The 11,902-nt window shown below is 28.6% G+C and carries 12 protein-coding genes; 10 read left to right on the top strand and 2 right to left on the bottom strand.

The genetic code is table 11. The features are described 5' to 3' along the window. The first annotated feature begins 308 nt into the window (after positions 1-308). The 4 genes from GXK56_RS03580 to GXK56_RS03565 all read left to right on the top strand — a co-directional run bounded on the left by GXK56_RS03580 (position 309) and on the right by GXK56_RS03565 (position 5,277). Positions 309-677 carry a BlaI/MecI/CopY family transcriptional regulator gene (locus tag GXK56_RS03580; protein ID WP_202127819.1) on the top strand — a complete coding sequence of 123 codons (369 nt, stop codon included), beginning with the start codon at positions 309-311 and terminating at the stop codon, positions 675-677. Positions 678-679: 2 nt separating this feature from the next. Continuing rightward, positions 680-3,025 (top strand): M56 family metallopeptidase, encoded by a 2,346-nt coding sequence (locus GXK56_RS03575; RefSeq protein WP_160685137.1) that lies wholly within the window; start codon positions 680-682, stop codon positions 3,023-3,025. Positions 3,026-3,063: 38 nt separating this feature from the next. Beyond that, complete coding sequence (locus GXK56_RS03570) at positions 3,064-4,134, top strand: hypothetical protein (protein ID WP_160685134.1); 1,071 nt, start codon at positions 3,064-3,066, stop codon at positions 4,132-4,134. Between the two features lie 225 nt (positions 4,135-4,359). Next, entirely contained in the window at positions 4,360-5,277 is a 918-nt protein-coding gene (locus GXK56_RS03565; RefSeq protein ID WP_160685131.1) for a tetratricopeptide repeat protein, read from the top strand. Positions 5,278-5,404: 127 nt separating this feature from the next. Here the strand turns inward: GXK56_RS03565 and GXK56_RS03560 are convergent, their stop codons facing one another. Beyond that, positions 5,405-5,962, bottom strand: a complete 558-nt coding sequence (locus GXK56_RS03560) for a rubredoxin-like domain-containing protein (RefSeq protein WP_160685128.1) — start codon at positions 5,960-5,962, stop codon at positions 5,405-5,407. A gap of 335 nt (positions 5,963-6,297) precedes the next feature. Beyond that, entirely contained in the window at positions 6,298-6,885 is a 588-nt protein-coding gene (locus GXK56_RS03555; protein WP_160685125.1) for a hypothetical protein, read from the bottom strand. 300 nt (positions 6,886-7,185) lie between these two features. Between GXK56_RS03555 and GXK56_RS03550 the strand changes: the two genes are divergently transcribed. The 6 genes from GXK56_RS03550 (at position 7,186) to fabG (ending at position 11,890) form a co-directional block, all read left to right on the top strand. Beyond that, positions 7,186-7,635: a MarR family transcriptional regulator gene (locus tag GXK56_RS03550; protein ID WP_160685122.1), complete on the top strand. Its 450-nt coding sequence runs from the start codon at positions 7,186-7,188 to the stop codon at positions 7,633-7,635. Between the two features lie 12 nt (positions 7,636-7,647). After that, positions 7,648-8,619, top strand: a complete 972-nt coding sequence (locus GXK56_RS03545; RefSeq protein WP_160685118.1) for a beta-ketoacyl-ACP synthase III — start codon at positions 7,648-7,650, stop codon at positions 8,617-8,619. A 212-nt stretch (positions 8,620-8,831) separates the two neighbouring features. Next, on the top strand, positions 8,832-9,050 hold the full coding sequence (locus GXK56_RS03540) for an acyl carrier protein (RefSeq protein ID WP_160685115.1): 219 nt from the start codon (positions 8,832-8,834) through the stop codon (positions 9,048-9,050). 195 nt (positions 9,051-9,245) lie between these two features. After that, positions 9,246-10,187 (top strand): enoyl-[acyl-carrier-protein] reductase FabK, encoded by a 942-nt coding sequence (gene fabK, locus GXK56_RS03535; RefSeq protein WP_160685112.1) that lies wholly within the window; start codon positions 9,246-9,248, stop codon positions 10,185-10,187. Continuing rightward, complete coding sequence (gene fabD / locus GXK56_RS03530; RefSeq protein ID WP_160685109.1) at positions 10,180-11,109, top strand: ACP S-malonyltransferase; 930 nt, start codon at positions 10,180-10,182, stop codon at positions 11,107-11,109. The genes fabK and fabD overlap by 8 nt, the downstream gene beginning before the upstream one ends. Positions 11,110-11,149: 40 nt before the next feature. Then, positions 11,150-11,890 (top strand): 3-oxoacyl-[acyl-carrier-protein] reductase, encoded by a 741-nt coding sequence (fabG, locus tag GXK56_RS03525; RefSeq protein WP_160685107.1) that lies wholly within the window; start codon positions 11,150-11,152, stop codon positions 11,888-11,890. The last annotated feature ends 12 nt before the right edge of the window (positions 11,891-11,902 follow it).

Here is an 11,902-nt window from a genome sequence, read left to right as displayed (position 1 = left end):
GAGTTTGTCTTATGAGGATTTTTTGAATTATTTTTATAAGAAATTAAAGAAAATTGTGTATTAAAAAATATGTATAAATAAGATGCTTTGAAAAGCTTAGAAAGCACATTAGAAAAATAATTAGCATTATAAATTAACACGTTATTACTTATGGGTTTAAATAATCAATAAGTAGTGACGTGTTTATTTATAGTAGGAATTGATAAAATTTGCAAAAAAATCCTAGGAATATATTGACAGGATATTCTACAAGGTGTAGTATGTAAATGTACTACAAGCTGTAGAAAATTATGAAGGGAGCATGGAATATGAAAATAGGAAAAATTACAGAAGCAGAAATGGAAATAATGAAAATCATATGGGAAGAAAATAAAGAGCTTACTACCTCAGAAATATTAGAGAAGCTGCCTAAAGAAAATTCTTGGAAGACTACCACAGTAATGACACTTGTAACAAGATTAATTGAAAAGGACGTTTTAATGGTGAAAAAAGTTGGAAAGCTTAATCATTATTCACCCAAAGTTACAGAAGAAGAATATAAGGCGGTTCAAACAGATGTATTTCTAGATGATATGCATAATGGATCAATAAAAAATTTCATTGCAACTCTTTATAACAGCAGAAAAATAAGTAAAAAAGATATTGCAGATTTAAAGAATTGGATTAAAGAGGTATAAAGATGGAATGGGTAGATTTTATTTTTAAAATGTCCTTAAGTGGAAGTATATTATTTTTAGTTATTAGTATGTTTAAGCCAATTACAAAAAAGCTATTTAGTGATACTTGGCATTATTATATGTTAGTTTTAACAATGTGCATTTTTATTTTACCAATAGGAAGCTTGGTTACTTTACCTAAAATAGTAGATTATAAAGTGCCAGTTCCTACAGAAACAGTTAGTAGAATAATAGGAGATAATAAAATATCTAAAATTCAATCAGCGGATAATGAAAAAATATCACAAGAAGAAAATCAAAATATAGCTGAAGATAAAAATCAAACAGTTATTAAGGAAAGTGGACAAACACAATCATATAAGATTTCTGTAGCAGAAATAATACTAGGCATTTGGATAACAGGAATTATCATATTTTTAGGAAGAGAAATATATGTCTACAAATCTTTTTATAAAAGGCTAAGATCTGTGAGTCATGAAGTGGAAGAAGATAGTTATTTATATTGTGTGTTAAAAAATTGTAAGAAAGCTTTGAATATAAGTAAAAAAATAATAGTTAAAGAAAGTATAAAAATTAAAAGTCCAATGATAGTAGGAATATTTAATCCAATAATTATAGTGCCTAAAATGGAATATAGTGAAAATAAACTTGAAATGATATTTACCCATGAATTAATTCATTATAAACGCAAAGATTTAATTGTGAAAATTTTTTCATTAGTAGTAAACATAATAAATTGGTTTAATCCTATTGTGTATTTTATTAGAAGTAATATAAATATAGTTTGCGAATTATCCTTAGATGAACAAATGGTAAAGAATTTGGATAAATCTAAGCGAAAGTATTATGGCGAAGTTATTCTAGAGTTAATAGAATATTCCCAAAACAGATCATTAGTTGTAGGTACCTCAGTATGTAAGAGTAGAAAGGAGCTTGAAAAAAGGTTGAAAAAGATAATTTATTTTCAAAAATCAAAAAAATTAATTGCTAGCTTATCACTTATTGCTGCAATAATATTTACTTCTACAAGTGTATTTGCTGCAAATAATATTACAGCGAATTCTTCAAATAAGTTAAATGAATCTTCTGCGATAGCTAAAGCAAATGATTTTGCTGTATTTGTTGCAGATGATGGGTTGTATATGTCAGAATTAAAAGAAAATAATCCAGTTAAGCTTGATGAAGGCGTTCAAATTAAGAAGCCTGTAATATCTAAAGATGGATTTTATGTTGCGTATACAAAAGATGATAATTTATTTGTATGCAATATAAGTACCAAGGAAAAGCAAGAAGTAGCAAAAGCAATATTAGGATACAATTTTGACAGTAAAGGAGAATTGATTTATTCTACAAATAATACTGGGATGTCAAAGTATAGTGTTGATATAAAGAAATCAACAAATTTAATCAGCAATGAATATAAATACTATAATATTTATTGTGATAGTAAAAATATAGTATATGCTAATAAAAAGCTGGAATATAAAGATGGTAAGGATTCCTATTCAAAATCTCTTGGAATAGTAAGCTTTGATTTAGATAGCAATTCAGAAAAACTTTTATTGGAAAGTAAAGAAGCAGGGAATGAAGAAATAGGAGAGGATCATACAAATGCTCAAATGCTTGTAGAAATTGGGTCAACACCTACAATATATGGATTATCAAATGATGATAAATATATTTATATTTGGAACAAGCCTAATTCTGGATCAATGTCATCTGATATTAATGAATTTGTTATATATGATATAGAAAATAATAAGCTTATTGAAGGTGGAAACAATGACAATGCAAAAGATAGAAATGTTTATGGACTAGCATATAAAAATAATATTTCTCAAAATCCGCTAAATAGTAAGCTTATTGCAGTTAATGCAGGTCAATATAGAGATATGTTTAACAATAAGACCTTAGGAGTTTTTAATATTGATACAAATAAATTTGTAAACTTGCTTCCAGAAAATCAAGTTTCAATGACACCATCATATTCTAAGGATGGTAAGAGTATTTTATATTCTTCAAGTAATAAGTTGGAATATAAAAACGATGGAGAAAATCTTTTAAAGACATGGATAAATGCACCTCATAATATTTATGAAATAAATTTAGAAAATCAAAAAGTAACTCAATTAACTAATGGAAAATATTTTGACTTTATGCCTGCGGATATAAAAAATAATGAAGTATTATTTATAAGAGAAGATGGAGATTCCTTTAGTTTAATGAAAACAAAAGATGGTGTTGAAACTAAGCTTGGAGATTCTTTGAGTTTCAAAAAAGCTTATACAAATACAAGTTACTATGGTCATTATCAAACAGAAATGGTTATTGATGTTTTTATAAAATAATTAAAAATAAATTACAGTAAAGATAGGATGAAAGGAAAATGAAAAAAACTTCAAGTAATAATTTAAAACTAATTTTGTGCGGAATTTTTGTTGCAAGCACACTAAGTATAGTAAGTAGCCCAGTAGCGCATGGAGCTGAAATTACTACATTAAATAATAGTGGTGAAGAGCTTATTGTTTCAATGAGAACAGGCGATGGAAAAAGTAATATTGTACAATATAATCCAATAACAAAAGATGCAAACCAACTAATTTCAGATCAAGAAGTGTGGTTAAGCGGAAATTTAACAGAAGATAAGAATAATTTAGTTTATATGAATGCCATTGGGCAAGAAACTTGGCAAGTATTTTCTTTAAATTTAAAGAATAATATGAATTCTAAGATTACTACAGATAAATTAGGAAAGTTTAATGGAAAAGCTGGTAAAGATGGTAACACAGTGTATTTTGGAACATTTGATAAAAGTACTAATTTACCAAAGATTAAAAAGTATAATGTTAATGATAATTCAGCATTTGTATTTGATGCAGCAGATAAGGATAGAAGTATAGAACGCTTTGACGTTAGAAATGATAAAATAATATCAATTATGATTTCAAAGGATGAGGATGGTAAAAGAGGAAAGGTTCACAAAAAAGGTGATCCACAACCTTCTTTTATTCACTCAATATATGAATTAAACACAAATGGCTCAGATATGAGAAAAATTGCAGATATTAACGCTTCAATTATATATGCAATTTCATATAGCTATGATTGTAAAAAAGCGATTATTAATGGTAGAAATATTAATAATGATAATGATGAAGGTATATATGAATTAAATATTGAAAATGGTCAATTAACAAAAATAGTGACAGAAAACATGCTTAAGAGTGACAAGAGTTATACTATATCTGATATTGGACATGAAAATGCAGTTTTATCAAAGGATGGAACTAAAGTGTATTTTCCAGCTTCGTCTGAAAATGTAGGGAATTTATTAGTTGATGGAATAACATGTAAGCCAGAAGATGTATATAGTTATGATTTAAAAACTAATAAGTTAGAGCTGGCATATTCATATAAAAAGGATACAATTATTACAGATTTAACTATTTCATATTAAGCAAAATAGATAGGTAACTGCATTTAGCATAACAAATAATTGTTAGAATTATTCTCATAAGCATATAGCGTTTTAGCAAAAGACATTCTTTCTCAGGTTGTGAGAGAGAATGTCTTTATTTCTTTTATGGTATATAATTAATTATTAATTGAAAAAATAATAAAATTAGAGTACATTTATAAATGTAATATTATTATTAACTAGAATTAAGCAAGGATAAAGTGTATGAAGGAAAATAAAAATTACTTATACAATAATTATATAAATATGGCAAGGAACTTAAGAACAGAAAATAATTTATTTAAAGCTCTTAAATTCTATAAAAAAGCATATTCACTTGATTTAGGAAAAGAAGATATAGAACTTTTAATGGATATGGCATTGTTATATGATGAGATTGGACTAACCAGTGAAGCAGAAGAAAAATATAATGAAATTTTAAAATTAGATGAAGATGAAGCAATGGCTTACTATGGATTAGCTATATTATATGATGAAAAGGAAGACTTTGATAAAGCAAAAGGCTTTTATGAAAAAGCTATAGAAAAGAATCCTAATTATGATAAAGCATACTTTTTTCTGGCCAATATATATGATGAGGAAGGAAATAAGGATAAATCCATTTATAATTACCAAAAAGCTATTGAAATAAATCCTAAAGATTTATGGGCAAATGCAAATTTGGCTTGCATATATGAAGAATTAAATAAAAATGAAGAAGCATTGAAATATATAAATAAAGCATTAGAAATTGATCCTAACCACTATAAAATACTCTTTAATAAAGGTGTAATATTAAATAAGCTAAATAATATAGAGGAAAGTAAAAGCTGCTATGAAAAATCAATTATGGAAAATCCACAATATCCATATAGTTTTTTAAATTTGGCTGTTATGTACAGAGAAAATGATGAGTTTGAAAAGGCTATTGAAGTAATCAGCGAAGGTATAAAAGAAAATGAAGAAGAAAGTTTTTTGTACTATAATAGAGCTTGTTTTTATGTACATATAAAAGAATATCTAAATGCAGTGAAAGATGTTGAAAAAAGCATAGAATTAAATGAATTCTTTTCGGAGTATATGAAAAATGATAAAGAACTAGATCCTATTAGAAATTTAAAAGAATATGAACATTTAATATAAGATCAACAGATATAGTGGCTATGTAAAAGAAGAGTAGTATTATAGGAAGAAATTAATAATGTTTATTAAAACAGAGTCAGCATATTTGAGTATGCTGGCTCTGTTTTATATTAAGGTTTATAAAATTCTAACCTGGCATTACTGAATCAATTAGTTTTCCACCCATCTTTCCTAAACGTACACATAAAAGTAAATTTATAATAGAAATAATAAGTATTAAAAATTTCATAGCTAAGGTATCTCCACTATATACATAAAGAAAAGGCATAAATAAAGAACCTACAAATAATCCAATTCCAAGATAAATTTTCATTTTTAAATAAGGTGGAGATAGCTTTTTAAAACGTATTTTAGCATCATATACTCCAGCGACAAAGGCTAAGACCACAGTTAAAGGGAAAAATATAGAAAGAACTTTATTTACAGTTAATAAGTCTTTACTCATATAATCCGGTGTTATAAAGGATAGTAAGAGAAAGCCTACTAAAAAAACAGCTATTGCTTCTGGAAAATGAACAGAAATAGGATGTAAATGTAAACTTAATATTTGTAATCTCTTTTCTTTAATGGTGAATTTGTGTTCCACAAAAGCAGTTTTAGGAACTCCGCATGCTGGACAAACATCTTTTAAATCTGCTTCTTCCATAATAAAACCGCAAACTCTACAACGTACATAATTTTTCATGTTAATACCCCCTCAAAAATTATAAAAATATCAAAAAATGATGAAATTGAATAATTAGATAACTTTATGGAATTATAAGTTAATTATATCACAATATGCAAATAAAATAGAATTATTTGCAATAATATTTAGAAAATTCAGACACTATTTAATCTTAATTAATAGAAATTTTAATATTAATTAGATTTAGTGTAAAATAAAAAATATGTTAATGTTTATTTCTAAACTTATTTTGAATATTGTAAATAAAATGTGAATTTATTAATGAAAAATTCATTGTTAAATAAAAAAAGTTGCACAAATTTTACGTTTTGTGCAACTTTTCTAATTTTACTTTAATTTTTGTAATGAGTAGTGGCTAAATCAGCCACATGTTCATATTCAATAGGCTTGTTATTATATAAGAATTTTACACCATCAACCCATTCGCCTTTATTTTTATTATTGGATTGAAGGAAATTTTCAATTAAAGTGTTTGCTGTAATGGCTCCACCAGTTGAACCTTGGAATTTCGGAACCCATTTTTTTGCATCAGAATCAACTAAATTTATAGTGGCAACTTTTTTACCATCAACTTTATCAATAGATTTAACTTCTATAGATAGTTTGTCAAATTTCTTTTCAGATAATTCTTTTGCTAATGTTTTTAATTTATCTTCTACACTTGCGTTTTCATTTACTTCAATAGTACCTGATTCGTTAGGTTCTAAAGAATTTTCATCTATAGAATAGATGGAAAGCTTTATTTTATTTACTTTTGGTTCTTCTTTTGGCTTTTCAACTTCTTTAGAAGAATCTTTGTTTTGAGTACCTTGGTCTACAGTAGTACTATTAGAGTTAGTAGTGTCAGTAGGTTTTGTAGTACAAGAAACCATTACAATACTTAACATTAAAACTGCAGCTAAAACTAATTTTTTAGTCATATTATGTACACCTCCTACTTTTTAACATTAATGCTATAAATAATCTTTAATTAATTATAGCATATGGCAACAAAAATTAAAAGCTGAGTGAAAATGGAAAAAAGTGAGAAAGATTTGACATTGAACTTTTAGTATAGTATATTTTGATTATCAAACTATTTGATATAAAAAGTTTTTATGTCACATGTATAATTTTAGAAATAAAATAATCTTCTTACATTTTATTAAAATGAAAACACTCAAAAGATAAATTTAGATTTCTAAAAAATATTTTAGTTTTCAAGTGGAGAGTGCGAATGAATGGATAAATCAACATTAATGATTAATGGGCTTTTGGTACAGTTATTTAATGATGTTTTACAAATTGAAGAACAAAGTTTAAAGAACGGTGTACTGTCAGAACTGTCAATAACAGAAGTGCATACAATAGAGGCTATCGGCATGTACACTGAAAGAACCATGTCTGAAGTAGCTCAAAAGTTAAAAATTACAGTAAGTACTTTAACAACAGCTGTAAATAAACTTATAAAAAAGGGATATGTAGAGAGAAAAAGAATTGAAGAAGACAGGCGTGTTGTATTAGTTAAATTAACTAAAAAAGGCAAACTGGCTTATAGAATTCACGAAAAATTTCATAGAGAAATGGTTAATACAGCAATAGATGGGTTAAATTTAGAAGAAGAGGAGCTTTTGATTTCTTCTCTAAATAAGATAAATGAATTTTTTAAAGAAAAATATAGATTAGAATAAAAGGAGAATACTATGTGTAATGTTAAAATTGCTTCAATAGGAGCATATTTACCTCCATTAGTAGTCACAAATGATAAGATTAGTGAATTTGTGGAAACTAATGATGAATGGATAGTTCAAAGAACAGGAATAAGTGAAAGAAGAATTTCAGAAGGTGAAAATACATCTGAGATAGCAACTAAAGCAGCTGAAATTGCTCTTGAGAGAGCTGGAATTAAAGCTGAAGATCTAGACTTAATAATAGTTGCAACAATTAGCCCAGATATGTTTATACCTTCTGTTGCATGTTTAGTACAAAGTAATTTAAATGCAGATAGAGCTGCTTGTTTTGATATTAGTGTGGCATGTTCAGGCTTTGTATATGGTCTTGAAATAGCAAATGGCTTAATGCAGACAATGAATTATAAAAATGCTTTAGTAATTGGAGCAGAAGTTCTTTCAAAGGTTATGGATTGGACCGATAGAAGCACTTGTATTTTATTTGGAGATGGAGCAGGAGCTGCAGTATTAAAACAAAGTGAAACAAAAGGGATAATAAAATCATATATGCGTTCTGATGGAAAAAAAGGAAATGCATTAACAATAGGCGGGGCAGATTTTGATACTCCTTTTACAAAAGAAAAGGTTACTCAAGATAGATTAATAAAGATGAATGGAAGGGAAGTTCTTAGATTTGCAGTATCAGCTATAGCTGATGGTGTTACTGAAGTTCTAAAGAATTCAGGGATTTCAATAGATGAAATTAAGTATATAGTACCTCATCAGGCAAATTACAGAATAATAAAATCTGCAGCTGAAAAATTAAAATTAGAAGAAGATAAATTTTATTTAAATTTAGATAGAGTTGGAAATACATCATCAGCTTCTGTACCTATAGTTTTAAATGAAATGTATGAAAAAGGTTTATTAAACAAAGGTGATAAAATTGTTTTAGTAGCATTTGGTGGCGGGTTAACTTATGCTGCTTCATTAATTGAGTGGTAAGTGATAAGTTCCTTAAAAGTTTTTTGCTATTGGAACTCACTCTGCGAACAAATGTGAGTCGAGTTTCCTTTTTAAGCAGATACTTTTAATCTGTGATTTGATGATGTTAGCTTGTTTTGCGAGTATTTAAGGTAAGTAATTGTAGGGAATTTACATTTTTATAATAACAATTTAAGTTAAAAACAAATAAATATTTATGGAGGTATATGTTTATGTTATTTGAAGAAATTAGAGACGTTATATGCGAACAATTAGGGATTGAGCAAGAGGAAGTTAAATTAGAAACAACTTTTGAAGAATTAGGAGCTGATTCCTTAGATTTATTCCAAATAGTTATTGAACTCGAAGAAAAGTACAATATACAAATTGAAGAAGTTGAAGACTTAAAAACAATTCAGGATGCTGTAGAATATGTGGAGAAAAATATTTAAGTCTAAAAGTCCTTTGGAGATTATGAACTTATTTTTAATTTTTTAGTAATCAATTGATAATTATAATTCGTAATAGTAAAATTACTTTCATATTATGTAATTTTATTTATATATATTTTTTGGACTTATATAGCTTATAAAAATAAAAAATTCCCATTATCATGAATAGAGTGGATAGTGGTAGGAGGATTTGTTGTGGAAAAAAATAGAGTATGTGACCTGTTAAAAATAAAATACCCTATATTTCAAGGTGGAATGGCAAGAATTGCAGATGCGTCCTTAGCTTCAGCAGTAAGTGAAGCAGGTGGGCTTGGAATAATTACTGGAGCTGCACCAACAGAATGGGTAAGGGAACAAATACAAAAGACTAAAAAGATGACTAGCAAGCCATTTGGTGTAAATATAATGTTAATGGCAGAAAATGCAGATGAAATAGCTGATTTGGTATGTGAAGAAGGTGTATCTGTAGTTACAACAGGTGCTGGCAGTCCAGGAAAGTACATGGAAAAGTGGAAGGCACATGGAATAAAAGTTATTCCAGTAGTCGCTTCAGTAGCTTTAGCTAAGAGAATGGAAAAATCAGGTGCTGATGCAATAATTGCAGAAGGAACTGAATCGGGTGGTCATGTAGGTCAATTAACTACAATGACTTTAGTACCTCAAGTAGTAGATGCTGTAAATGTACCAGTTATAGCTGCTGGTGGTATTGGTGATGGAAGAGGAGTAGCAGCATCGTTTATGTTAGGAGCAGAAGGTGTTCAGGTTGGAACAAGATTCTTAGTAGCTAATGAATGTACAATTCATCAAAATTACAAAGATAAAGTATTAAAAGCTAATGATATAGATACAGAAGTAACAGGAAGACCAACTGGGCATCCTGTTAGAGTTCTTAGAAATAAACTTGCAAGAACTTATCTTAAGTTGGAAAAAGAAGGAGTATCTGTTGAAGAGTTAGAGAAACTTGGAGCAGGAGCATTAAAAAAAGCTGTTATTGATGGAGATGTTGATAATGGTTCACTTATGTCAGGGCAAATAGCAGGACTTGTAAATAAAGAACAAAGCTGCTGCGAAATAATTAAAGAATTATTTGATGGTGCAAAAGAAGTATATGAAAAATTTGGAGGGAAATATGAATAGTAGTAAAACAGCATTCCTTTTTCCAGGCCAAGGAGTTCAAACAATTGGAATGGCGAAAGACCTTTATGATAATATACCAGAATGTAAAGAATTGTTAGATCGAAGTGAAGAAATTCTAGATATGCCTATAAAGAAGATGATGTTTGAAGGACCAGAAGAACTTTTGACTTTAACAGAAAATGCTCAGCCTACAATTCTTGTTGCATCTCTAATGGCTTTAAAAGCTTTAGAAATAAATAATATTGAAGCTGATTATACGGCAGGACTTAGCTTAGGTGAATACGCTGCACTTATATATGGGGGAGCTCTTTCGTTAGAAGAGGGATTACTTCTTATAAAAGAAAGAGGAAGAATAATGGGAAGTGCTCTTCCAAAAGGTCTAGGGAAAATGGCTGCAGTCCTTAAGTTAAATGATGAAAAGTTAAAGGAATTATTAGATAGAGCTGGTGAATTTGGAATTGTGGAAGGTGCTAATTTCAACTGTCCAGGACAAGTAGTTATTTCAGGAGAAAATCAAGCAATTGATGAAGCAGTTAAAATTGCAAAAGAGCTTGGCGGACTTGGAATTGCTTTAAATGTAAGTGGACCATTCCATAGTTCTCTTCTTGAACCAGCAAGTGAAGAATTCTACAATACAATTAAGACTGTAGAAATTAAGGAACTTAATAAAGTAGTATATTCCAATGTTAAAGGAACTCCATATGAAAAAGAAGATGATATAAAGGACTTATTAAAGAAACATATAAGAACTTCAGTGCTTTTTGAAAAGACAATAAACCACATGATAGAAAGTGGAGTAGATACTTTCATTGAAGTTGGACCAGGAAAAGCACTTAGAGGATTTGTTAAGAAAATTAATAAAAATGCAAAATTATTAAATGTAGAAAATATAGAATCATTACAAAATACAGTTAACAGTTAACTGTGTACGGTAAACTGCTAACTGACTAACGGGGGTTGTTATGTTGAAAGGAAAATGTGCAATTATTACAGGAGCATCAAGAGGCCTTGGAAAAGCAATTGCTTTAAAGCTTGCATCTCTTGGAGCAAATATAGTTTTAAATTATAGAAGTAGCGAAAAAGAAGCTCAAGAAGTTGAAAATGAAATCAAAGAAATGGGTGTTGAAGTTTTAAGTGTAAAGGGAGATATTTCTAAAGTAGAAGATGTAGAAAATCTTGTTGCAGCAGCCAAGGAGAAGTTTGGTAATATTGATATTATGGTAAATAATGCAGGTATTACGAAGGATAACTTAATACTTAGAATGAAAGAAGAAGATTTTGATACTGTTATAGATGTAAACTTAAAAGGAGTATTTAACTGCTTAAAAGCAATTACTCCAATAATGGTTAAACAAAAAGGTGGAAAGATAATAAATATTTCATCAGTAGTTGGTCTTACAGGAAATGCAGGGCAAGTTAATTATTCAGCGTCTAAAGCAGGCGTAATTGGAATGACCAAATCACTTGCTAGAGAAGTTGGGTCAAGAGGAATCACTGTAAATGCAGTAGCACCAGGATTTATTGAAACTGATATGACACATGAGTTAAGCGATAAAGTTAAAGAAGAATCAAAGAAAAATATACCACTTAAGAAATTTGGAAAACCAGAAGATGTGGCTAATGTAGTTGCTTTCCTAGCAGGTGAAGGTTCAGATTATGTTACAGGTCAAGTAATCCAAGTTGATGGTGGAATGTTAATGTAATGGAGGAAGAGT

This window comes from Clostridium sp. C2-6-12 (genome assembly GCF_009928485.1).
Taxonomy (GTDB): Bacteria; Bacillota; Clostridia; order Clostridiales; family Clostridiaceae; genus Clostridium.
The sequence above is the reverse complement of the archived record's forward strand: the minus strand, read 5'-3'. Positions and strand labels throughout refer to the sequence as shown.

What these genes read in the sequence shown, in the direction of transcription:
- GXK56_RS03580 (WP_202127819.1), top strand. Translation starts at nt 309, where the DNA reads ATGAAAATAGGAAAAATTACAGAAGCAGAAATGGAAATAATGAAAATC.
- GXK56_RS03575 (WP_160685137.1), top strand. Translation starts at nt 680, where the DNA reads ATGGAATGGGTAGATTTTATTTTTAAAATGTCCTTAAGTGGAAGTATA.
- GXK56_RS03570 (WP_160685134.1), top strand. Translation starts at nt 3,064, where the DNA reads ATGAAAAAAACTTCAAGTAATAATTTAAAACTAATTTTGTGCGGAATT.
- GXK56_RS03565 (WP_160685131.1), top strand. Translation starts at nt 4,360, where the DNA reads ATGAAGGAAAATAAAAATTACTTATACAATAATTATATAAATATGGCA.
- GXK56_RS03560 (WP_160685128.1), bottom strand. Translation starts at nt 5,962, where the DNA reads ATGAAAAATTATGTACGTTGTAGAGTTTGCGGTTTTATTATGGAAGAA.
- GXK56_RS03555 (WP_160685125.1), bottom strand. Translation starts at nt 6,885, where the DNA reads ATGACTAAAAAATTAGTTTTAGCTGCAGTTTTAATGTTAAGTATTGTA.
- GXK56_RS03550 (WP_160685122.1), top strand. Translation starts at nt 7,186, where the DNA reads ATGGATAAATCAACATTAATGATTAATGGGCTTTTGGTACAGTTATTT.
- GXK56_RS03545 (WP_160685118.1), top strand. Translation starts at nt 7,648, where the DNA reads ATGTGTAATGTTAAAATTGCTTCAATAGGAGCATATTTACCTCCATTA.
- GXK56_RS03540 (WP_160685115.1), top strand. Translation starts at nt 8,832, where the DNA reads ATGTTATTTGAAGAAATTAGAGACGTTATATGCGAACAATTAGGGATT.
- fabD (WP_160685109.1), top strand. Translation starts at nt 10,180, where the DNA reads ATGAATAGTAGTAAAACAGCATTCCTTTTTCCAGGCCAAGGAGTTCAA.
- fabG (WP_160685107.1), top strand. Translation starts at nt 11,150, where the DNA reads ATGTTGAAAGGAAAATGTGCAATTATTACAGGAGCATCAAGAGGCCTT.